The 22577-nt window shown below is 72.2% G+C and carries 15 protein-coding genes and 1 pseudogene; 11 read left to right on the forward strand and 5 right to left on the reverse strand.

Features of this window, described 5'->3' with window-relative positions; genetic code table 11:
* Positions 1-135: 135 nt before the first annotated feature.
* Positions 136-4332, forward strand: a complete 4197-nt coding sequence (locus tag ACGF5T_RS35425; RefSeq protein ID WP_366769030.1) for a hypothetical protein — start codon at positions 136-138, stop codon at positions 4330-4332.
* 135 nt (positions 4333-4467) lie between these two features.
* Positions 4468-5415, forward strand: coding sequence for a bifunctional riboflavin kinase/FAD synthetase (locus tag ACGF5T_RS35430; protein ID WP_366769031.1), 948 nt, complete (start codon positions 4468-4470; stop codon positions 5413-5415).
* A 79-nt stretch (positions 5416-5494) separates the two neighbouring features.
* On the opposite strand, the gene ACGF5T_RS35435 is transcribed toward ACGF5T_RS35430, so the two are convergent.
* The gene (locus ACGF5T_RS35435) at positions 5495-8449 is read right to left on the reverse strand and encodes an AAA family ATPase (RefSeq protein ID WP_392890311.1); all 2955 of its coding nucleotides are present in this window, start codon (positions 8447-8449) and stop codon (positions 5495-5497) included.
* 519 nt (positions 8450-8968) lie between these two features.
* Positions 8969-9100 (reverse strand): annotated as a pseudogene (locus ACGF5T_RS35440) (SCO5717 family growth-regulating ATPase); the annotation flags it as partial.
* Positions 9101-9536: 436 nt separating this feature from the next.
* On the opposite strand from ACGF5T_RS35440, the gene ACGF5T_RS35445 reads away from it, so the two are divergent.
* Positions 9537-11075, forward strand: a complete 1539-nt coding sequence (locus ACGF5T_RS35445; RefSeq protein WP_366769033.1) for a PQQ-binding-like beta-propeller repeat protein — start codon at positions 9537-9539, stop codon at positions 11073-11075.
* A gap of 22 nt (positions 11076-11097) precedes the next feature.
* Here ACGF5T_RS35445 and ACGF5T_RS35450 read toward each other — a convergent pair whose 3' ends face one another.
* The gene (locus ACGF5T_RS35450; RefSeq protein ID WP_356612659.1) at positions 11098-11394 is read right to left on the reverse strand and encodes a DUF397 domain-containing protein; all 297 of its coding nucleotides are present in this window, start codon (positions 11392-11394) and stop codon (positions 11098-11100) included.
* 479 nt (positions 11395-11873) lie between these two features.
* Between ACGF5T_RS35450 and rpsO the strand changes: the two genes are divergently transcribed.
* From rpsO to ACGF5T_RS35475, 5 genes are all read left to right on the forward strand, one after another.
* Positions 11874-12161: a 30S ribosomal protein S15 gene (gene rpsO / locus ACGF5T_RS35455; RefSeq protein ID WP_356297798.1), complete on the forward strand. Its 288-nt coding sequence runs from the start codon at positions 11874-11876 to the stop codon at positions 12159-12161.
* Positions 12162-12526: 365 nt separating this feature from the next.
* Positions 12527-14746 (forward strand): polyribonucleotide nucleotidyltransferase, encoded by a 2220-nt coding sequence (locus tag ACGF5T_RS35460; RefSeq protein ID WP_356612676.1) that lies wholly within the window; start codon positions 12527-12529, stop codon positions 14744-14746.
* Positions 14743-16122: a pitrilysin family protein gene (locus tag ACGF5T_RS35465; protein WP_366769034.1), complete on the forward strand. Its 1380-nt coding sequence runs from the start codon at positions 14743-14745 to the stop codon at positions 16120-16122. Before ACGF5T_RS35460 ends, ACGF5T_RS35465 begins: the two co-directional genes overlap by 4 nt.
* A gap of 40 nt (positions 16123-16162) precedes the next feature.
* Positions 16163-16915: a 4-hydroxy-tetrahydrodipicolinate reductase gene (gene dapB, locus ACGF5T_RS35470; protein ID WP_356612662.1), complete on the forward strand. Its 753-nt coding sequence runs from the start codon at positions 16163-16165 to the stop codon at positions 16913-16915.
* A gap of 25 nt (positions 16916-16940) precedes the next feature.
* Entirely contained in the window at positions 16941-17396 is a 456-nt protein-coding gene (locus ACGF5T_RS35475) for a hypothetical protein (protein WP_356612663.1), read from the forward strand.
* Between the two features lie 87 nt (positions 17397-17483).
* Here the strand turns inward: ACGF5T_RS35475 and ACGF5T_RS35480 are convergent, their stop codons facing one another.
* Together ACGF5T_RS35480 and ACGF5T_RS35485 are read right to left on the reverse strand one after the other, a co-directional pair.
* The gene (locus ACGF5T_RS35480) at positions 17484-18038 is read right to left on the reverse strand and encodes a hypothetical protein (protein ID WP_366769432.1); all 555 of its coding nucleotides are present in this window, start codon (positions 18036-18038) and stop codon (positions 17484-17486) included.
* Between the two features lie 116 nt (positions 18039-18154).
* Positions 18155-18394: a hypothetical protein gene (locus ACGF5T_RS35485; RefSeq protein ID WP_366769431.1), complete on the reverse strand. Its 240-nt coding sequence runs from the start codon at positions 18392-18394 to the stop codon at positions 18155-18157.
* 175 nt (positions 18395-18569) lie between these two features.
* Here ACGF5T_RS35485 and thyX point away from each other — a divergent pair, with 175 nt between their 5' ends.
* The 3 genes from thyX to ACGF5T_RS35500 all read left to right on the forward strand — a co-directional run bounded on the left by thyX (position 18570) and on the right by ACGF5T_RS35500 (position 22279).
* Positions 18570-19310 carry an FAD-dependent thymidylate synthase gene (thyX, locus tag ACGF5T_RS35490; RefSeq protein WP_356612669.1) on the forward strand — a complete coding sequence of 247 codons (741 nt, stop codon included), beginning with the start codon at positions 18570-18572 and terminating at the stop codon, positions 19308-19310.
* 233 nt (positions 19311-19543) lie between these two features.
* The gene (gene dapA, locus ACGF5T_RS35495; RefSeq protein WP_356612671.1) at positions 19544-20443 is read left to right on the forward strand and encodes a 4-hydroxy-tetrahydrodipicolinate synthase; all 900 of its coding nucleotides are present in this window, start codon (positions 19544-19546) and stop codon (positions 20441-20443) included.
* Between the two features lie 150 nt (positions 20444-20593).
* Complete coding sequence (locus tag ACGF5T_RS35500; protein ID WP_356612672.1) at positions 20594-22279, forward strand: ribonuclease J; 1686 nt, start codon at positions 20594-20596, stop codon at positions 22277-22279.
* Positions 22280-22577: the final 298 nt, after the last annotated feature.

Here is a 22577-nt window from a genome sequence, read left to right on the forward strand (position 1 = left end):
TCACCCGTCCGGGCAGGCGCTCGGAGTGAACCAGGGGTGTGGAAGGGGGCGCGTTCGTCACGGGATCTGTCCCGCTGATCATCACCGGCCTACCGTCGAGCACACGGCACGGGTGTACGGCGGGGAGGCTCGACGATGGCGTCGCGGAACCGGTCCCGGGAGGCGGGCAGCGACAGGGCGGCACGGCGGTCCCGGGCCGACCTCCAGGACTCGCGCGACGATGCGCGGGCCCCGGAAGCCGACCCGGGGCACTGCCCGCCCGACGACGTCCTGATCCGGATCCACGACCTCGCCGGCCGTCCCCGCGGCGCGGGGTTCGTCGCCGACCACCACGGGACGGTGGTCACCAGCCACGAAGCGGTCGACGGTCTGCCCCGGCTCGTGCTGAGCACCGCCGGTGGTCGCCGCCGTGTGGTGGCCGCCGCCGACGTGACGCCGCTGCCCGCCCTCGGCCTCGCCCTCGTGCGCGGTGCGGGCCTCGGCGTCCGGCCGCTGCCCATCAGCGCACGGGGCCGCGTCGAGGCGGGCACGTACGTGCGGCTCGCCGCCGGCGGCTGGCGCGAGGCCCGGCTCCTGGGGGCCACCGACGTCCACTACGCGGCCACCGACCGCTTCCACGTCCTCCGTGACGCGCTGGAGCTGGCGCTCGGCATCTCGGGAAGGGACGCGCTGCGTCTCGGCGGCGGCGCGGCGGGCGGACCCGTCCTCGACCTCACGACCGGCGCCGTCCTCGGCGTCCTCGGCACCGCCCTGAGTTCCGGACACAGCGACGTCGGCTTCGCCGTGCCGCTGCCGCCCGCCCCCGGCCCCCTCGCCGCCCTCCTCGCCGAGAACGCGGCGACGGTCCCGGCCTACGGCGCCGACCTGAACCTGGCCGGCGTCCTCGCGCTCACCGCGACCTCGGTGGGGCGGGACGGTCCGCCGGGGGTGCCCGGCGGTGGAGGTTCCGGCCCGGGCGGGTTCCGGGCCGGCGTCGAGGCCGACGGCAGTGGTGGCGCCGCTGCCGTGGCCCCGGTCGAGCGGGCCGCCGTGGCCAGGGCGCTGACCGCCTTCACCCGAAGCCCCGCCCGTGTGCTCGGGCTGGTCGGCGCACCCGGCAGCGGCCGTACGACGGAACTGGCGGCGCTCGCCGTCCGTCGCTCCCGGGGCACCGAACCGGCACCCACGCTGTGGCTGCGGGGCGCCGAGCTGCGCGACGAGGACAGGTCGCTGGCCGACGCGGCGCGCAGGGCGCTTGGCCGGGCCGCGCGCCTCGTGGCCGCGGCGGACCCCGCACGTCCCGCGGGCCTCGGCGACATCACCCCGGAGCGCCTCGCCCGTCTCGCCCGCGCCGCCGGGCGCCCGCTCCTGCTCCTTCTCGACGGCCCCGAGGAGATGCCGGCCGTCCTGGCCCACCGCCTCCCCGAGTGGACCGAGGGCACGGCGGCCTGGCTCCGGGAGACGGGGACACGGCTCGTCATGGCCTGCCGAGGCGAGTACTGGGAGCGGGCCGGCGCGGAGTTCCCGGCGGAGCTGCTGTACGGGGCGGTGAGGCGCGCATCTTCTTCGGCAGCGGTGGTGGGGGAGTGGCGGGCGGGGCGTGGGGTGGGGGTGCCGATGCCTGGCTTCGGTGCGGGTGGTGCGGGTGGTGCGGGTGGTGCGAGCGGTGCGGATGGTGGCGGTGGTGCCGGTGGTGTTGTCCGGGCAGTCGGGGGTGTCGCCGGGGTCGTCGGCCGGGTGGGGGGAGGCGATGCCGCCGGGGCGCCGGGGGTCGGGGGGATCGCCGGTGACGCGCCGGGTGCGGAGGCGGTCGCCGGCGGTCCGGGCGCCCGCGCGGTCGTCGTAGGGGAGCCGTCGTCCGGGCCGGCGGGCGGGGCGCGGTCGCCCTCCTCCGCCTTCGGGGCGTGCGGTCCGTTCGGGGGGCGTGTTCCGTCGTCCGGGATCGTGTGGGGCGGGTTCTCGTCCGGGGCCGCCGGGGGCGGGTCGTCGGCCGGGACTGTGTCGGGGGCGGCCGGGTCTTCGTCCGAGGGCGTCGGTTCTCCGCCGGATGCGGACCGGATGCCGTCCGGGGCGTCCGGGGCGTCCGGTGCGTCCGGGGGATCCGGTGCGTCCGGTGCGTCCGGGGGATCCGGTGCGTCCGGTGCGTCGGCTGCCCCGGACGGGACCCGGGCCGTGGCGGTCCGGGCGTCGGGTGAACCGGTCGGCGTGGGGCGTCCGCCCTGTGTCCGCGTCGGCGACCTGCGCGACGACGAGGCCCGGGAGGCGCGCGCCCGCTACCGCCTGCCGGACGGAGCCCTCGCGGACCCGGACGACCGGCACCCCCTCACGCTGCGCCTGCTCGCGGAGGTGTACGAGGCCCTCCCCGGACCCCCGCCTCCCGCCCGCGTCGACCGGGACGGGGTCTTCGCGGCCTACCTGGACCTGATCTGCCTGCGCGTCGCGACCCGCCTCGCGGCGGAGAACGGCCTGCGCGGCACCGCCGTACGCCGACTCGCGGCGAAGGTCTCCGGGCAGGTGCACGAGGCCGCCCGGCGCAGTCTCGGCCCCGGGCGGGGGGAACTGGACCGCGAGTCCTTCGAGGTCCTCTTCCCGCGGGGGCAGGCGCCCGCCCGGCTCGGCGGCGGCACCGGCTGGGCGGCCGCCGTACTGGCCGAGGGCCTCCTCGTCCCCGCCGGCGCCGGGTACCGCTTCGCACACGAGGAACTCGCCGACTGGATCCAGGGCACGCACCTCGACCTGGACGAGGCCCTGCGCGCCCTCGTCCACCACCGCGGTACCCCGCACGAACCCCACGCCCTGCCCGTGCCGCACCACCGCATCGGCCCCGTCGCCGAGGCGGTACTGCTGCTCGGCCGACAACACGGAGTCCCCCAACTGGCACTGACCCTGGAAGAGTTGGTCACCGCGCTCGACGCCGACCCGCGTTCCTGGTGGGCCGCACGGCTGGTCGCCGACGTGCTGACGCGGGTGCCCGACGCGACGCCGTACACGGAGGTGCTGCGGCTGCTCGCCGACGGCATCGCCGAACGCGGCGGCGAAAGGCGGACGCCGGAGGAGTTCGGCCCCGCCTTCTGGACCACCCTGCGCCTCCCGCAGGCCACGCGCCTGGACCTGCTCCGCCGCCTCGTCCTCGCCGACGGCCCCCCGCACGAGCCCGGCCCCCGCCACCTCGACACCGTCGCCGAACTGCTGGCCGCGGACCCCACGACCGTGCAGCCGCTCCTCCTCCGCTGGTTCGACGACGAACGGCCCCTGCCCGCCACCCCGCACGCGACCGTCGCCACCGCCGCGCAGGCGCTGCTGCACACCCACCGCCACCGCGGTCTGGACGGCCTCACCGAAGCACTCGTCGACAGCCCGCACCGACGGGCCGACGAACTGCTCGCCGTCCTGGCCGAGGACGAACCGTCCGCCCTCTGCCGGGCCGTCGAGCGGTGGGCCCGGGACGAGCGGCCGGCGCGCCGGGCGGCGGCCGTGACCCACGGCCTGCGCACCGCCCCGCACGCACGGACCGGCGCCGACCGCACCCTGCTGCGCCACGCCGCCCTGGTCCTGCTCGCCGGCCCGGCCGACGATCCCCTGCACGGCGGCGCGCTCGCCCTGCTCGTCCAGGACCCCGAGAGCCGCGACCGCCACCTCCCGAGGGCCCTCGACCACTTCGCGGCCGGCGACCCCTACCTCCCGCCGAGCGCCATGGCCGCCGCCCTGCCGGCCCACCCGGAGCCCGTCCTCGCGGCCTTCCGCGCCCGGCTGCGCGGCCCGGACTCCGGGGAGGCCCTGCGCAGACTCACCGACGCCACCACGCCGGCGCTCGCCCGACGGGTCGCCGTCCTCCTGGGGGACGCGGTGGCGGAGCGCCCGGAGACCGCCGGGCACGTGGCGGCGTACGTCGACCGGCGGCTGGACCACGACCCCGCGGACCGTTCCGTCCTCCGCCCCCTGGTCACCGCCCTGCTGGACGACGGCCCCGAGCCCGTGAGGGCCGCGCTCGCCGGTGTCCTGGCCGCCGACGGCCCGCCCGGCCGCGGGCCGCTCCGCCGCGAGCTGCGCGAACACCTCCTGGCCCGCGAACAGGACCCCGCCGTCCTGGACGCGCTGCTGCACGCGGCCGTCCGGTGCGGCGGCGAGCACCTGCGCGTCCTCGTCCACCGCACCGGCCTGCTCCTCGTCCGCACGCCGGACGGCGCCACCCGTTTCGACCGCGGTCTGGTCGACCTGGCACGCCACCTCCCCGGATTCGCCGCCCGAGTGACCGGCTGGCTGGCCGACGCGCCGCAGGACTGGGCCGCGCTGGTGGGTCCCAGCGCGCGCCGTACGCTCGAGAATCTGGCGGGCGCCCGGGTCCCCGCCTGACCGGGGCCCGCTCCGCGGGGCGTGCACCCGATCACAGCGTGCATACCGATGCGGGCGGGAAGCGGACGGCATGGCACTCTTAGAGCTGCGTAAGAGGCATCGACTCCGACGAGTTTGCGACAAGGAGCAGACACAGTGCAGCGCTGGCGTGGCTTGGAGGACATCCCCGATGACTGGGGACGCAGCGTCGTCACCATCGGCTCCTACGACGGCGTCCACCGCGGGCACCAGCTGATCATCCGGCACGCCGTGGACCGCGCCCGCGAGCTGGGCGTCCCCACCGTCGTCGTCACCTTCGACCCGCACCCCAGCGAGGTGGTTCGCCCCGGCAGCCACCCCCCGCTGCTCGCCCCGCACCACCGCCGCGCCGAACTGATGGCGGACCTGGGCGTGGACGCGGTGCTGATCCTGCCGTTCACGACGGAGTTCTCGAAGCTGTCCGCGGCCGACTTCGTGGTGAAGGTGCTGGTCGACCGGCTGCGCGCCAAGGCGGTCGTCGAGGGCCCCAACTTCCGCTTCGGCCACAAGGCGGCCGGGAACGTGGACTTCCTGGTCGAGCAGGGCAAGATCTACGACTTCGAGGTCGAGGTCGTGGACCTGTACGTGACCGGTGAGGCGGGCGGCGGCGAGCCGTTCTCCTCCACCCTCACCCGTCGCCTCGTCGCCGAGGGCGACGTCGCGGGCGCCGCGGAGATCCTCGGCCGACCGCACCGCGTCGAGGGCGTCGTCGTCCGGGGCGCCCAGCGCGGCCGCGAGCTCGGCTTTCCCACGGCCAACGTGGAGACGCTCCCGCACACCGCCATCCCGGCCGACGGCGTCTACGCCGGCTGGCTGCACGCGCAGGGCGAGGCGATGCCGGCCGCCATCTCCGTCGGCACCAACCCGCAGTTCGAGGGCACCGAGCGCACGGTGGAGGCGTACGCCATCGACCGCGTGGGCCTCGACCTGTACGGCCTGCACGTCGCCGTCGACTTCCTGGCCTTCGTACGCGGTCAGGCGAAGTTCGAGACGCTGGACGCGCTCCTGGAGCAGATGGCCGAGGACGTGGAGCGCTGCCGGGGCCTGATCGCGGCGGCGTCGTAGCGCCGAGCCCCTCCCCGAGACGCCGAAGGGCGGCCGGTGCCCACGAGCACCGGCCGCCCTTCGCCGTCCGTGGCGTTGGCTACTGCTGGGGCGGCTGCGGAGGCGCCTGCGGAGGCGCCTGCGGAGGTGCCTGCGGAGGCGCCTGCGGAGGTGCCTGCCCCTCCTGCCGACCGGGCTGCGGGTATCCGTAACCCGGCGGCTGGGCGTACGGCCCGCCCGGCTGGGGGTACGGCTGCCCGGGCTGCTGCGGATACGGCTGCCCCGGCTCGGCGTACTGGGACGGCTGGCCGGGCATTGCGGGCGCACCGGGCTGGCCGGGCATGGGCTGCTGGCCGGGTACGGGCTGGCCGGGCATGGGCTGACCCGGCACCTGCTGGCCCGGGTAGTTCTGGCCCGGCATCGGCGGTGCGGCGACCGGCGGCGGGTTGCCGTTGGCCGTCCACAGGCCGTGCGACTGCTGGTGGCGGACGAAGTCCTCGGCGACCATCGCCGAGAGGTTGAAGTACGCCTCCCGGACCTTGGGCCGCATCATGTCGAGGTCGACCTCGGCGCCCGCGGCCAGGTGCTCGTCGAACGGCACCACGACCACGCCCCGGCACCGCGTCTGGAAGTGCCCGACGATGTCGTCGACCTTGATCATCTTGCCGGTCTCGCGGACCCCCGAGATGACGGTGATGGACCGGGAGACCAGGTCGGCGTACCCGTGCGCGGACAACCAGTCCAGCGTCGTACTGGCACTGCTCGCACCGTCCACGGACGGCGTCGAGATGATGATCAGCTGGTCGGCGAGGTCGAGCACCCCCCGCATGGCGCTGTACAGCAGGCCGGTGCCCGAGTCGGTGAGGATGATCGGGTACTGCTTGCCGAGTACGTCGATCGCGCGCCGGTAGTCCTCGTCGTTGAAGGTCGTGGAGACGGCCGGGTCGACGTCGTTGGCGATGATCTCCAGCCCGGACGAGGCCTGGGAGGTGAACCGCCGGATGTCCATGTACGAGTTGAGGTACGGGATCGCCTGGACGAGGTCGCGGATGGTGGCGCCGGTCTCGCGGCGCACGCGACGGCCGAGCGTACCGGCGTCCGGGTTGGCGTCGATCGCGAGGATCTTGTCCTGCCGCTCGGTGGCGAGCGTGGAACCGAGGGCGGTGGTCGTGGTCGTCTTGCCGACACCGCCCTTGAGGCTGATGACGGCGATGCGGTAGCAGGACAGCACCGGGGTGCGGATCAGCTCCAGCTTGCGCTGCCGCTCGGCCTCCTCCTTCTTGCCGCCCAGCTTGAAGCGGGAACCACCGGAGGCCGGACGGCTGCTCTTCGCCTTCTGCCGCTTGTTGTTGAGCAGCCGGTCCGACGACAGCTCCACGGCCGCGGTGTAACCGAGCGGCGCGGCACCGGGGTTGGTGGGCTGCCGCTGGTCGTGCTGTATCGGCTGCGGCCAGGCGGCACCGAGACGGGGGTCGACGGGCGGCTGCGGCGCCGGAGCATGGGGGTGCTGGGCCTGCTGGGCCTGCTGGGCCTGGTCCGGCTGGCCGGGCTGGCCAGGGTGGCCGGACTGAGCGGGCTGACCGGGGTGACCGGGGTGGTGAAACGTCTGGGGCGCGTGCGCCGCTTCAGGGGCCTGCGGGGCCTGCGGGGCCTGCGAGGGCTGCGTGGCTTGGTGCGGCTGCTGAGCGAACGGGAGCGGGGAACCCTGCGGAGCCTGTCCCTGGGGCACTTGACCCTGCGGCTGGTTCGGCTGGTTCGGCTGGTTCGGCTGGGCCATCGGCTGGGCCGGTGGAGTCTGCGGGGCGAAGCCCTGCTGTGCCGGGTGCGGCGCGGCCTGCGGGGGCTGCGCTTCCGCCTGGGGCTGACCCTGCGGCGGTACGCCGGGCTGGGGCTGCTGCCCGTACGGCGCGGGCGCCTGGGGGAAGCCGTAACCGCCGGGCTGCACCGGAGGATGGGCCGGGGGAGCCGCCGCACCGGGCTGCGGGAATCCGTAGCCGGCCTGCGGCGCGGGCTGTCCGGGTGCCTGGTCGGGCGTCACCGGCGCGGGACTCCACGCGGCGGGCGCCGGCTGCGGGGCCTGCGGCTGGAACGCCGGCTGCTGGACCGGCACGTTCGGCTGCTCCGGAGCGGCGGGGGCGGGCTGCGGCTGCGCGGGCCACTGATGCGCAGGCGCGGGAGCAGCGGGAGGGTACGACGGGGGCAGGGGCGGCACTCCGACCTGCGGCGCGGGTGCCGTCTCGGCAGGCGGGGCGTCCTGCTGCCCGTCGTCCGCGGGGGCGGCGGCATCGGCCGGAACGGCGTCCGCCGGATGCGCAACGGGGACCACGGCCTCCACCTCGGGCCGGGCGTCCTCAGGGTGAGGCACCGCGTCCTCGGGCGCGTCCTGGGCCGGCATCCTGTCCTCGGGCTCGGGCTCGGGCTCGGGCTCGGGCTTGGCGACCTCAGCCACGGGAGCGGCCAGCTCGGCCTCGACGTCCTGAGCAGAACCGGCGAGACCGGTCCCGCCCTCGCCGATGTCCGCGGCACCGGGAACCTCGTCGGATCCCTCGGATCCCTCGGACCTCTCGGACCCCTCGGGCTCCCCGAAGTCCTCAGCCTCGCCGGGAGTTTCGGAGCCGACGACGTCCTCCACGCTCCCCGGCCTCTCGGCCGCACCGGCTCCGTCGGCTGGGGGGCCCTGCTCGCCGGATTCGGCGGGCTCAGAACCGTCAACGGGGGTCGCACTGTTGTCGAGTCCCGGGCCGTCGGTGAGATCCGGACCATCGGTGACCACGGAGTCGTGGTCGCGCTCGGTTCCACCGGAGTCCTCAGCGACGGTGTCCTGCCCGGCCGTGACCTCGGGTTCACCGACCGCGGACGTGGAACGCTCGTCCCGCCCTTCGTCCTGCCGGGCATCGTCCGCAGCGGCGCGCTCGGCGATCTCCCGCTTCAGGGCTGCCGAGGAGAAGCGCATGGTGGCGCCGCTCTCCAGATCGCCGTTGTCGGTCTCCGGCTCGTCCGCGGGCGGGGGAGTGGGGGCTTGCAGCTGGAACCCTCCGGCAGGGAACGTCGGCACGGCCGTGGGGGACGCCGGGCCCGGAGCGGGGACGGCCGCCTCCTCCGACTCCGGCCGCACCTGTGGTTCCGGTCTCGTATCCGGCTCGGGCCCCGCATCCGGCTCAGGCCGTGCCTGCGGCTGCTGCGGCTCGAATCCGCTCCCGATGGGCAGCCTGGGCACGCCGGTCGGCCCGCCGGCAGAGGGCAGGGGCGGCGTGAACGGCGCAGGCGCCGGCGCGGGCGGCGTGAAGGGGGCTCCCGGAGCGGGTGCCGGGGGCGGCGGCGCGAACGGAGGCGTCGGAGCGGGAAGGGAGGAGGGACCGCCGGACGGGTTCGCGTGCGGTGGCGGCGTCAACCCGGGCAACGGCGGAACCGGCCCACGAGGCGCGGCCGGAGCGAAGGGACCGGAAGAACCGGAAGAACCGGAAGAACCGGAAGAACCAGAAGGACCGGAAGGAGCGGCGGCGGACGAGGACCCGGCGCCCGAACCGCCGGCCGAGCCCGCTCCCTGTCCCTGGTCCGCATCGCTCGACGCGTTCTGCGTGTACCAGGCGGGCGGTGCGTAGTCGATGGTGAACTCGCCCGTCGTCTCGTTCGCGGACTCCGCGTCGGGCTGGTCATCGCCGGGTGTCGCCCAGCCCCCGCGCATCCCGTCCCGATCGCTGCTCACAGTTCCTCCTGATGTGGTCGAGCACCCTCATACCGTGCTGGGGCGACCGTTTGTGTCGTCCGACGTTGTCCGAAGTGAAACGAGGTCGTCCGATCGTCGGCCCTCCCCGTACGACGCCGACGCCCGGGTCACGGGTTCTGGCGTCGCGCCGGGACCCAGCCTAATCACCACACGGCCCGCCCCGGCAGCCCCGTCCTCACCCCAGCATCCGCCCTGTGCGTCACCGCCTGACCCGAAGTGCCGTACCTCGTTTCCGAATCCGTGCATGCGCCATGCGACATCCACGAACAAGTCGGACAGAAGCCCGGCATGCGCGGTGGGGACCGACGCCGGGGCACCCCGTGCGTGCCCGCACGTGATCAAGGCACCGGCATAGTAGGAGCGCCTCCCGTCACCCCATCGCGGGAATTCCCAGGAACAGGAAGAGGACCCACGCGTGAGCTTCGGCCCGCCCCCCTCCATGACCCAGCCCCCGCCGCGCGCGGAGAACCGCGAGCCGAAACGCGGCCGGAAGGCGCTGGCGGGCCTGCTCGCGGTCGTCGTCGCCGTGGGACTGGCCTGCGGCGGTTGGCTGTTGTGGAGCGAGGGCGGGGACACCGCGTCGACGGACAAGGCACGGGCCGCGGACGCGCAGGGGCCCCTCGACGTCCGGGAGACGGTCGAGAAGCAACCCGCGAGCACCGTGGGAGAGATGGCCTTCCGCTTCTCCGTGGACGACATGGTCCCCGGGGAGCACGTGGAGATGCCGGGGATGTGGGCCACGGACCGCATCCTCGCCAAGGGCGTCAACAAGACCCTCGTCGGCATGCGGATCGGCACCGACGTCGCGCCCGGTGAGGAGGAGTGGCGGCTCGGACTGGACGGCCCGATCTGCGGCTACACCCGCCATGTGACCGGCGACCACCGGACCGCCGTGCTCTTCCGTGCGAACGATCAGGAGGAGGACGCGTACTGCAACCAGGTCGCCTTCGTCGACCTCGACGACGGACGCCTGGTCTGGGAGGACCGCTTCCCCTACTCCGTGGCCGGTCCCGGCCCGGGTATGGCCACGGGCCGCAGCAGCCAGGACCGGCCGAGCGTGACGCTGACGCACGACACGGTCGCGGTGACCTGGGGCGGCGGCACCATCGGGTACGACATGGAGAAGGGCACGAACCGGTGGGCCACGAAGGCCACCGCCCCCTGCCAGGACATGGGAGCGGCCGGCGGACGCGCCCTGCTCGTCCGCCAGCAGTGCTGGAGCACCGACGAAAGCGTGCCGGACGAATCCTGGCAGCACGTCACGTACAAGGTGCGGAAGGTGGACCCGGTCACGGGCCGGTCCCTGTGGACGTACTCGGCCGCGAAGGGCATCCGGGACCTGAGCGTGCCGTCCAGCGAGCCGGCGGTCCTCGCCGTCGCCGGCGGCGACACCGAGATCACCGACCTGCTGTCCCTCGACGACAAGGGACGCAACCGCGCCACGGTCAGTCTCCGCAACGGCGCGTACGTCGCCGACTGTGCGTACACCGACTACCTCGTGATCGACGACTGCCCGACCGTCGCCGTCGGAGCGGGGCAGGTGTTCATCCGCAGCAAGGACCAGTCGGAGAAGCAGGTCTCCAACTGGATCATCGGCTTCGACCTGGCGACCGGGAACACCACGAAGAAGTTCGACTCGGGTCCGGGCTCCCTGCTCCAGCCGTTGCGGATGAGTGGGGACCGGCTCCTCGCCCTGCGCCTGAGCAACGACCACATCTCGCCGAACGCGCTCGTCTCCCTGGACCCCGGGAAGGACAAGGAGACGCCGTACTTCTACTTCGACCTGCCGAGCGAGGGCGAACCGCTGACGCTGACGAACGAGAACGACGTGGTCGTCCAGGACGGGCGGATCTTCTTCGGCGCCAAGTCCGCGAACGGTCCGTCCGGCGAGCAGGAGAAGCAGTGGACCTACCTGGTCCTGGGCATCGGAAGCAGCGCGGCGGCAGGACCGTGACGGTCCCGGTCGCCCCGACGCCTCATTCCGGACCGGCGGCTCCGTCCCGCGTCGCCGGCTCCAGATCGAACTCCCCGTCCCGCGCCCCGAGCACGAAAGCCCGCCACTCCGCCTCCGTGTACCGCAGCACGGTGTCCGGGTCGAGCGACGACCTCATGGCCACGGCGCCCGCGGGAAGGTAGGCGATCTCTACCCGCTCCTCGTGCTCCTCGGTGCCGGGTGCGCTGTGCCATTCGACGCCGGAGATGTCGAGGGAGTAGAGCTCGTCCCTCTCCCGCTCCTTGCGTGCCCGCAGTTCCCTGTCCTCGGCGTCGGCCATCGCGGCTCGGTCCTTCCTGCTGTGCCAACGAGCTGTGCGGTCACCCTACTTGCCGCGGTTCTCCCTGATCAGCGGTTTGCCGATGTGGCCGGTGCGGATGACCGGCAGGAGTGAAGGCGGCCTCCCGTAGGCGATGCCGGCGAGTCCGCCGGGCGGGGCGTCACGTGAGCGAAGCCACGCGAGGGGCGCAAGGCGCCCGGAACCGGAGCCGGAACCGGAGCCGGGCGCCCCATAGGATGGCCCCCGCCTGCCCCCCCGCCCGTACCCAGGTCGCCCGCCCACGCCCGCGTCCACGCCCGCGTCCAGACCCCTCCGCCCAGGCTGGTACGCTGGGTGACGGCCGTTTGTGTACGCGCCCCCGGAGCCTTGAAGCCCTGGAGGTCGCGCCCAGCGGATCCCCGCCTTCCGAGTCACGGAAGATTCCCCGAGAAGTAGACCGGGGGCACTCGGTGGGCACTCACAGACCCAGAGGAGTACGCGTGTCGCTCGACGCCGCAGTGAAGAAGCAGATCATCTCCGAGTTCGGTACCAAGGAGGGCGACACCGGCTCCCCCGAGGTCCAGGTCGCTCTGCTGTCCCGTCGGATCTCCGACCTGACCGAGCACCTCAAGGCCCACAAGCACGACCACCACTCCCGTCGTGGTCTGCTCATCCTGGTCGGTCAGCGCCGCCGGCTGCTGCAGTACCTGGCCAAGAAGGACATCCAGCGCTTCCGTGCGCTGGTCGAGCGCCTCGGCATCCGCCGCGGTGCGGCGGGCGCCAAGTAAGACGCCGTGAAGGGGGCGGTTCCCATCATTCGGGGGCCGCTCCCTTTGCTGTACGTGCGCGGTGTCGCCACCGCTTTGTAGTGTGGTAGCAGAACACAAGACGCACGACGCACTACAAGAACGAACGCACGACAAGCACGAACGCACGACAAGCACGACGCACGACAAGTACGACGCAGGACACGAACGACACGAGGAGAAGCGCGCCTCGCCGCCGCCGGTCCTCGGTAGTGGCCCCCGGGGGCAGAACCCCGGGTGCTTCGATCGAAGACCGGCCCGCACAGGACGCAGCGCTTCTCCACCCCCGTCCCCCCGCCACACGGGCGAGGCGGGACAAAAGACGACACGTAATGGAGAAAACGCTAGTGGAGAACGAGACCCACTACGCCGAGGCCGTCATCGACAACGGCGCCTTCGGTACCCGCACCATCCGCTTCGAGACGGGCCGCCTGGCCCGCCAGGCCGCCGGCTCCGCCGTCGCCTACCTGGACGACGACACCATGGTGCTGTCGGCCACCAGCGCCTCGAAGAACCCCAAGGACCAGCTCGACTTCTTCCCCCTCACGGTGGACGTCGAGGAGCGGATGTACTCCGCCGGCAAGATCCCCGGCAGCTTCTTCCGCCGCGAGGGCCGGCCCTCCGAGGACGCCGTCCTCACCTGCCGCCTGATCGACCGCCCGCTGCGCCCGTCCTTCAAGAAGGGCCTGCGCAACGAGATCCAGGTCGTCGCGACGATCATGGCGCTCAACCCCGACCACCTGTACGACGTCGTGGCGATCAACGCCGCCTCCGCGTCCACGCAGCTGGCCGGTCTGCCCTTCTCCGGCCCGGTCGGCGGCGTCCGCGTCGCGCTGATCCGCGGCCAGTGGGTGGCCTTCCCGACGCACACCGAGCTCGAGGACGCCGTCTTCGACATGGTCGTCGCGGGCCGTGTCCTGGAGGACGGCGACGTCGCGATCATGATGGTCGAGGCCGAGGCCACCGAGAAGACCATCAAGCTCGTCGAGGGCGGCGCCGAGGCGCCCACCGAGGAGGTCGTCGCCGCCGGTCTGGACGCCGCGAAGCCCTTCATCAAGGTGCTCTGCCGCGCGCAGTCCGACCTCGCCGCCAAGGCCGCCAAGCCGACCGGCGAGTTCCCGATCTTCCTGGACTACCAGGACGACGTCCTCGAGGCGCTCACCGGTGCCGTCAAGCCCGAGCTCACGCAGGCGCTCACCATCGCCGGCAAGCAGGAGCGCGAGGCCGAGCTGGACCGCGTCAAGGCGCTCGCCGCCGAGAAGCTCCTGCCGGAGTTCGAGGGCCGCGAGAAGGAGATCTCCGCCGCGTACCGCTCGCTGACCAAGTCCCTGGTCCGTGAGCGCGTCATCAAGGAGAAGAAGCGCATCGACGGCCGCGGTGTCACCGACATCCGCACCCTGGCCGCCGAGGTCGAGGCCATCCCGCGCGTCCACGGCTCCGCCCTGTTCGAGCGTGGCGAGACCCAGATCCTGGGCGTCACCACGCTGAACATGCTCCGCATGGAGCAGCAGCTGGACACGCTGTCGCCGGTGACGCGCAAGCGCTACATGCACAACTACAACTTCCCGCCGTACTCCGTCGGCGAGACCGGCCGCGTCGGCTCTCCGAAGCGCCGCGAGATCGGCCACGGCGCCCTCGCCGAGCGCGCCATCGTGCCGGTGCTGCCGACGCGCGAGGAGTTCCCCTACGCGATCCGCCAGGTGTCCGAGGCCCTCGGTTCCAACGGCTCGACGTCCATGGGCTCGGTCTGCGCCTCCACCATGTCGCTGCTGAACGCCGGTGTGCCGCTGAAGGCCCCCGTCGCCGGTATCGCCATGGGCCTGATCTCCCAGGAGATCAACGGCGAGACGCACTACGTCGCCCTCACCGACATCCTCGGTGCGGAGGACGCCTTCGGCGACATGGACTTCAAGGTCGCCGGCACCAAGGAGTTCGTGACCGCCCTCCAGCTGGACACCAAGCTGGACGGCATCCCCGCCTCCGTCCTGGCCGCCGCCCTCAAGCAGGCCCGTGACGCCCGCCTCCACATCCTCGACGTGATGATGGAAGCGATCGACACGCCGGACGAGATGTCCCCGAACGCCCCGCGGATCATCACGGTCAAGATCCCCGTGGACAAGATCGGTGAGGTCATCGGCCCCAAGGGCAAGATGATCAACCAGATCCAGGAGGACACGGGCGCCGACATCACGATCGAGGACGACGGCACCATCTACATCGGTGCCGCCCAGGGCTCGCAGGCCGAGGCCGCCCGCGCCACGATCAACGGCATCGCCAACCCGACCATGCCCGAGGTCGGCGAGCGCTACCTGGGCACGGTCGTCAAGACGACCACCTTCGGTGCGTTCGTGTCCCTGCTGCCCGGCAAGGACGGCCTGCTGCACATCTCGCAGATCCGCAAGCTCGCCGGCGGCAAGCGCGTGGAGAACGTCGAGGACGTGCTCGGCGTGGGCGCCAAGGTCCAGGTCGAGATCGCCGAGATCGACTCCCGCGGCAAGCTCTCCCTGATCCCCGTGGTCGAGGGCGAAGCAGGCGACGACGACAAGAAGGACGACGCCGACCAGTGACGTCCCGTAGCGCCAAGGCGACGGCCCGCACCTCCTCGGAGGCGCGGGCCGTCGCCCGTACCCAAACCCTGATCAAGGGCGAGCACGGCATCGGTACGGTCCGCAAGACCACCCTCCCGGGCGGCCTGCGCATCGTCACCGAGACCCTCCCCTCGGTCCGCTCGGCGACCTTCGGTATCTGGGCGCACGTCGGCTCCCGCGACGAGACCCCGGCCCTGAACGGCGCCACCCACTACCTGGAGCACCTGCTCTTCAAGGGAACGCGCAAGCGCAGCGCCCTGGACATCTCCTCCGCCCTCGACGCGGTCGGCGGCGAGATGAACGCGTTCACGGCGAAGGAGTACACGTGCTACTACGCCCGTGTGCTCGACACCGACCTGCCGCTCGCCATCGACGTGGTCTGCGACATGCTGACCGGCTCGCTCATCCGCGAGGAGGACGTCGACGTCGAGCGCGGCGCGATCCTCGAGGAGATCGCGATGACCGAGGACGACCCGGGCGACTGCGTGCACGACCTGTTCGCGCACACCATGTTCGGCGACAACGCGCTGGGCCGCCCCGTCCTCGGCACCGTGGACACGGTCAACGCCCTCACCGCCGACCGCATCCGCCGCTTCTACAAGAAGCACTACGACCCCACCCACCTGGTGGTCGCCGCGGCAGGCAACGTCGACCACGACAAGGTCGTACGACAGGTCCGCGCCGCCTTCGAGAAGGCCGGCGCCTTCCGCGAACCGGTGGCCGCCCCCGTCGCCCCGCGCGACGGCCGCCGCACCCTGCGCACCGCCGGGCGCGTCGAGCTGATCGGCCGCAAGACCGAGCAGGCCCACGTCGTCCTCGGCATGCCGGGGCTGGCCCGCACCGACGAGCGCCGCTGGGCGCTGGGCGTCCTCAACACCGCCCTCGGCGGTGGCATGTCCTCCCGCCTCTTCCAGGAGGTACGGGAGAAGCGCGGCCTGGCCTACAGCGTGTACTCGTACACCTCGGGCTTCGCCGACTGCGGCCTCTTCGGCGTCTACGCGGGCTGCAGGCCCTCCCAGGTGCACGACGTGCTGAAGATCTGCCGCGACGAGCTGGACCACGTCGCCGAGCACGGCCTCACCGACGACGAGATCGGCCGCGCCGTCGGCCAGCTCCGGGGCTCCACGGTCCTCGGCCTGGAGGACACCGGCGCGCTGATGAACCGTATCGGCAAGAGCGAGCTGTGCTGGGGCGAGCAGATGTCGGTCGACGACATGCTGACCCGGATAGCCTCGGTCACGCCGGACGACGTCCGCGCGGTCGCCCGCGACGTCCTGGGCAGGCGGCCCTCCCTGTCGGTCATCGGCCCGCTGAAGGACAAGCAGGCGTCCCGGCTGCACGACGTCGTCGCCTGACACTGGCGGCCCCGACCCTCCCGGTAAGGAAGCGAACAACATGAGCAAGCTGCGCGTGGCCGTCCTCGGCGCCAAGGGCCGGATCGGCGCCGAGGCGGTACGGGCGGTCGAGGCCGCCGAGGACATGGAGCTGGTGGCCGCCCTGGGCCGCGGCGACAGCCTGGACACGCTGGCCGAGTCCGGCACCCAGGTCGCCGTCGAGCTGACCACCCCGGCCTCGGTGATGGACAACCTCGACTACTGCGTACGCCACGGCATCCACGCCGTCGTCGGTACGACCGGCTGGACCGACGAACGCCTCGCCCAGCTGACGGGCTGGCTCGACGGCTCCCCGGGGACCGGCGTGCTCATCGCGCCCAACTTCTCCATCGGTGCCGTGCTCACCATGAGGTTCGCGCAGATCGCCGCCCCGTACTTCGAGTCCGTCGAGGTCGTCGAGCTGCACCACCCGAACAAGGTGGACGCCCCCAGCGGCACCGCCACCCGCACGGCCCAGCTGATCGCCCAGGCCCGGCAGAAGGCAGGCTCCGCTCCGGCGCCCGACGCCACTGCCACCGCCCTGGACGGCGCCCGCGGCGCGGACGTCGACGGTGTCCCGGTGCACGCGATCCGCCTGCGCGGGCTGCTGGCCCACCAGGAGGTCCTGCTCGGCGGCGAGGGCGAGACCCTCACCGTCCGGCACGACTCCCTGCACCACAGCAGCTTCATGCCGGGCATCCTGCTGGGCGCCCGCCGGGTGGTGACCACTCCGGGCCTCACCTTCGGCCTGGAACACTTCCTGGACCTGAACTGAGACCCGGACCGAGCTGCAGCCCCTCATGCGCGCGAAAATCTCCTACGCCCTCACGGCCGCCGTCCTGGTCTTCTACTTCGCCCTGGTCGGCAGCCGCGGCGTGATGCTGATCGGCACCGGCACCGTCCTCACCGTGACCTTCGGGATCGCGGTGCTGATCCTGCCGGTGATCGGCCTGTGGTTCCTCTGGAAGAACACCCAGTTCGTCCGTCGGGCCAACGCCCTCGCCGCCGAACTCGACGCCGAGGGCGGACTGCCCGTCGACGAACTGAGGCGCACCCCCAGCGGGCGGGTCGACCGGGACTCCGCCGACGCGGTCTTCGCCCTGCGCAAGGCCGAGACGGAGGACGCCCCCGGCGACTGGCGGAGCTGGTTCCGCCTGGCCGTCGCCTACCACGACGCCCGCGACACCCCCCGCGCCCGCAAGGCGATGCAGCGGGCGATCGCCCTGCACGACGGCAAGCCGGTCGAGACGGCCTGAACGCCCGGGATGCCGGCGACAGGGGCTGGGGCCCGGACCGCACCGCGGTCCGGGCCCCAGCCCCTGTGCTGAGCGTGTCGCGGGCGCTCAGCCCTGCCGGTACTCCGCGGCCCACGCCTCCACCGTGTCGGCGGCCCGGTCGAAGGACTCCTCACGGGCGAGGAAGTCGGCGCTGTGCGTGGTCAGCAGGGGCGGCAGGGTCTCCCCGGACCGACCCTGCCGGACGAGGAGCAGCGCCTGTCCCTGCACGGTGCGCGGCAGCCCCAGCCAGCGCACCGGCTGCTGCACCGTGCGCACGCTGGAGACCTGCTGCCAAGCCACCGTGCGCGTGCTGAGGAAGCCCACCTGACGCACGCCCCGCGCGCTCACCCAGGCGCCCATGCGCAGCAGGCGCAGGGCGCAGACGATCATGACGACCGCGATGGCGAAGACCGCACCGGCGGAGGACAACGGAGCCGTGGCCGCGATGATGACCCCCGCGAACAGCACGAACGAGGCGAGCAACAGCATCAGCGCCGCCGCCCCCACCCGCCAAGGCCCCGGCCGGTAGGGCCGGCGCCACAGGTCGCGGTCGTCGTGGGGCAGCGCCACGTCGTCGTCGGTGTCGAAGGCGCGGTCGGCCGTCAGGAAGGGCAGGGGCACGGCTGGTCCTCACTCGTTCCATGGCACGTTCTGTGCCCGGTGAGGCTACCGACCTGTGTCACCGGTCACCACCTTCGGGGCCCGGATGGAGTCAGGAGGATCGGCCCGCGACGCGTCTAACGGCGCTCGGAGGCCTGTGACGGCTGCTTGTGGCCGGACGGCTGGTCGGCCGACAGGGCGGGCATCCCGATCACCAGGGAGCCCACGATCCCGGCGACGAGGGTGAGGCCGAGCAGCCAGCGCCCGGCCAGCTGGCCCACGGACGCCCGCTCCCGGGGTGGGGGTGTGACATTGCTGCGGAACCTGTCGGCTTCGGCGACGAAGGCGAACGGCACGGGTTCACGCCGGCGGATCATGGAGGCTGCGTCTCCCTTCGGGGAATGAATGCATCGCTGTTACTCATACAGACGAACGAACGCCCCCGCGGGTGCCCTGTTTCACCGACTTCATCGCGGCACGCCACCGATGGCCCCGTTCGGTGGGCCGTAGAGTTGCCCTCGCCAAGCGACAAGATGGGAAGGCCCTGCACCCGTGACCGACACCCCCGCCGACGATTTCAAGATCGACCTTCGCAGCGACGTCACCGTCGAGCTGGTCAAGAGCGCCGCGACCGACTCGGACGTGCTGTTCGCCGCCCGCGTCTCGACCGCCGGGGAACAGTCCCTCGACGAGCTGAAGAAGGACCCGGAGCGCTCCAAGGGCCTGATCAACTACCTCATGCGGGACCGGCACGGCAGCCCGTTCGAGCACAACTCGATGACCTTCTTCATCAGCGCCCCGATCTTCGTCTTCCGCGAGTTCATGCGGCACCGCGTCGGCTGGTCGTACAACGAGGAGTCGGGCCGCTACAGGGAGCTCCAGCCGGTCTTCTACGTGCCGGACACCTCCCGCAAGCTGGTCCAGCAGGGCCGCCCGGGCAAGTACGTCTTCGTCGAGGGCACCGCCGAGCAGCACGGCCTGGTGAGCCGGTCGATGGAGGATTCCTACCGCGAGGCCTACCGGACCTACCAGGAGATGCTCGCCGCCGGCGTCGCCCGCGAGGTGGCCCGGGCGGTGCTCCCCGTCGGCCTCTACTCGTCGATGTACGCGACCTGCAACGCCCGCTCGCTGATGCACTTCCTCGGCCTGCGCACCCAGCACGAACTGGCGAAGGTCCCGTCCTTCCCGCAGCGCGAGATCGAGATGGTCGGCGAGAGGATGGAGGAGCAGTGGGCCCGGCTGATGCCGCTCACCCACGCGGCCTTCAACGCCAACGGTCGCGTGGCCCCGTAGCTCCCCGATCGCCCTCCCGGACCGGGCGCCCGGCGGGCCGCCGGGTACAGATGTACGCATCAGCCACCCGAAGTGTCCGTATTGCGGCGTTCTGAGAAGTTCACTTAGCCTGATCAAAGGGACCCGGCACTGCTTGAACCCCCGAGCAGGCAGTGCCGGGCTCCACCTCCCTCCCGACCTGCTGCCTCCCCCGAGGGCAGACCCCGCCCTGAGCAACGAGTAGCGTGTAACCCATGGCTCCGACCTCCACTCCGCAGACCCCCTTCGGGCGGGTCCTCACCGCCATGGTCACGCCTCTCCAGGCGGACGGCGCACTCGACCTCGACGGCGCGCAGCGGCTCGCCGCCCATCTGGTGGACGCAGGCAACGACGGCCTGATCATCAACGGCACCACCGGCGAGTCCCCCACCACCAGCGACGCGGAGAAAGCGGACCTCGTACGAGCCGTCCTGGAAGCCGTCGGCGACCGGGCACACGTCATCGCCGGAGCCGGCACCAACAACACCCAGCACAGCATCGAGCTGGCCCGCGCCGCCGAACGCGCCGGCGCGCACGGCATCCTGCTCGTCACGCCGTACTACAACAAGCCCCCGCAGGACGGCCTGTACCTGCACTTCACGGCCATCGCCGACGCCACCGGCCTGCCGGTCATGCTCTACGACATCCCCGGCCGCAGCGGCGTCCCGATCAACACGGAGACGCTGGTCCGCCTCGCGGAGCACCCGCGGATCGTCGCGAACAAGGACGCCAAGGGCGACCTCGGCCGCGCCAGCTGGGCCATCGCGCGCTCCGGCCTCGCCTGGTACTCCGGCGACGACATGCTGAACCTGCCGCTGCTCTCCGTGGGCGCGGTCGGTTTCGTCTCCGTCGTCGGCCATGTCGTCACCCCGGAACTGCGCGCCATGGTGGACGCGCACGTCGCGGGTGACGTACAGAAGGCACTGGAGATCCACCAGAAGCTGCTCCCGGTCTTCACCGGCATGTTCCGTACTCAGGGCGTCATGACCACCAAGGCCGCGCTCGCCCTCCAGGGACTGCCCGCCGGACCGCTGCGCGCACCGATGGTCGGCCTCACACCCGAGGAAACCGAGCAGCTCAAGATCGATCTTGCCGCCGGCGGGGTACAGCTCTGACAACAGACTTTGCACCACCGCACGACCGGACTTCACAACTGAATACGCGGGCCACCGGTGCCCGCACCCACCACGACAATTGCTTCTGCACGAACGTCACGCGCGCCACGTGCCCACCGGTACGTGGCGCGTGTGGTTGAGGAGAGTCTTTTGAGTCATCCGCATCCTGAACTGGGCCGGCCCCCGGCGCTCCCCAAGGGTGGCCTGCGGGTCACCCCCTTGGGCGGCCTCGGCGAGATCGGCCGCAACATGACGGTCTTCGAGTACGGCGGCCGTCTGCTGATCGTCGACTGCGGAGTGCTCTTCCCCGAGGAGGAGCAGCCCGGAATCGACCTGATCCTGCCGGACTTCTCGTCCATCCGGGACCGCCTCGACGACATCGAGGGCATCGTCCTCACCCACGGTCACGAGGACCACATCGGCGGCGTCCCGTTCCTCCTCCGGGAGAAGCCGGACATCCCGCTGATCGGCTCCAAGCTGACCCTCGCGCTCATCGAGGCCAAGCTCCAGGAGCACCGGATCCGCCCCTACACCCTCGAGGTGGCCGAGGGGCACCGGGAGCGCGTCGGTCCCTTCGACTGCGAGTTCGTCGCGGTCAACCACTCCATCCCGGACGCGCTGGCCGTCGCGATCCGCACCCCCGCGGGCATGGTGGTCCACACCGGCGACTTCAAGATGGACCAGCTCCCGCTGGACAACCGCCTCACGGACCTGCACGCCTTCGCGCGTCTGAGCGAGGAGGGCATCGACCTTCTCCTCTCCGACTCGACGAACGCCGAGGTCCCGGGCTTCGTCCCGCCCGAGCGTGACATCTCCAACGTCCTGCGCCAGGTCTTCGCGGGTGCCCGCAAGCGGATCATCGTGGCGAGCTTCGCGAGTCACGTGCACCGCATCCAGCAGATCCTGGACGCGGCGCACGAGTACGGCCGCCGGGTCGCCTTCGTCGGCCGCTCGATGGTCCGCAACATGGGTATCGCCCGGGACCTCGGCTACCTGAAGGTCCCGCCGGGCCTGGTCGTGGACGTCAAGACGCTCGACGACCTGCCGGACAGCGAAGTGGTCCTGGTCTGCACGGGCTCCCAGGGCGAACCGATGGCAGCCCTGTCCCGCATGGCCAACCGCGACCACCAGATCCGCATCGTCGACGGCGACACGGTGATCCTGGCGTCGTCCCTCATCCCCGGCAACGAGAACGCGGTCTACCGCGTGATCAACGGCCTGACCCGATGGGGCGCGCACGTCGTGCACAAGGGCAACGCCAAGGTCCACGTCTCGGGCCACGCCTCGGCCGGCGAGCTGCTGTACTTCTACAACATCTGCCGGCCCAGAAACCTGATGCCGGTCCACGGCGAGTGGCGCCACCTGCGCGCCAACGCCGAGCTGGGCGCCCTGACCGGCGTCCCGCACGACCGCATCGTCATCGCCGAGGACGGCGTCGTCGTCGACCTGATCGAAGGCAAGGCGAAGATCGCCGGCAAGGTCCAGGCGGGCTACGTCTACGTCGACGGCCTCTCCGTCGGCGACGTGGGCGAACCGGCGCTCAAGGACCGCAAGATCCTCGGCGACGAGGGCATCATCTCGGTCTTCGTGGTCATCGACTCCTCCACCGGCAAGATCACCGGCGGCCCGCACGTCCAGGCCCGGGGCTCCGGCATCGAGGACTCGGCCTTCGCCGCCGTACTCCCGAAGGTCACGGAGGTACTGGAACGCTCGGCACAGGACGGGGTCGTCGAGCCGCACCAGCTCCAGCAGCTGGTGCGCAGGACCCTCGGCAAGTGGGTGTCGGACACCTACCGACGCCGGCCGATGATCCTCCCTGTCGTCGTGGAGGTCTGACGGCCCGTCGGGTCTCCGACAGCGTCAACCAGGAGCGGGGCGCCTCGATTTGCATCGGGGCGCCCCGCTCCAGTACGTTTACATCTCCGCTCGGACGGGCACCCGACCACTTCGTGGTTCGGAGCCGGCCCCGGAGGGCGGAAATTCCGACTCAGAATCTCTGATAAAGTCGGAACCGCCGGAAAGGGAAACGCGAAAGCGGAAACCTGGAAAGCACCGAGGAAATCGGGTCGGAAAGATCTGATAGAGTCGGAAACGCAAGACCGAAGGGAAGCGCCCGGAGGAAAGCCTGAGAGAG

The sequence above is a fragment of the Streptomyces sp. NPDC047853 genome (genome assembly GCF_043204535.1).
In the GTDB taxonomy this organism is placed as follows: domain Bacteria; phylum Actinomycetota; class Actinomycetes; order Streptomycetales; family Streptomycetaceae; genus Streptomyces.

What these genes read in the sequence shown, in the direction of transcription:
- ACGF5T_RS35425 (WP_366769030.1), top strand. Translation starts at nt 136, where the DNA reads ATGGCGTCGCGGAACCGGTCCCGGGAGGCGGGCAGCGACAGGGCGGCA.
- ACGF5T_RS35450 (WP_356612659.1), bottom strand. Translation starts at nt 11,394, where the DNA reads ATGGCCGACGCCGAGGACAGGGAACTGCGGGCACGCAAGGAGCGGGAG.
- dapB (WP_356612662.1), top strand. Translation starts at nt 16,163, where the DNA reads ATGAGCAAGCTGCGCGTGGCCGTCCTCGGCGCCAAGGGCCGGATCGGC.
- ACGF5T_RS35475 (WP_356612663.1), top strand. Translation starts at nt 16,941, where the DNA reads ATGCGCGCGAAAATCTCCTACGCCCTCACGGCCGCCGTCCTGGTCTTC.
- ACGF5T_RS35485 (WP_366769431.1), bottom strand. Translation starts at nt 18,394, where the DNA reads ATGATCCGCCGGCGTGAACCCGTGCCGTTCGCCTTCGTCGCCGAAGCC.
- dapA (WP_356612671.1), top strand. Translation starts at nt 19,544, where the DNA reads ATGGCTCCGACCTCCACTCCGCAGACCCCCTTCGGGCGGGTCCTCACC.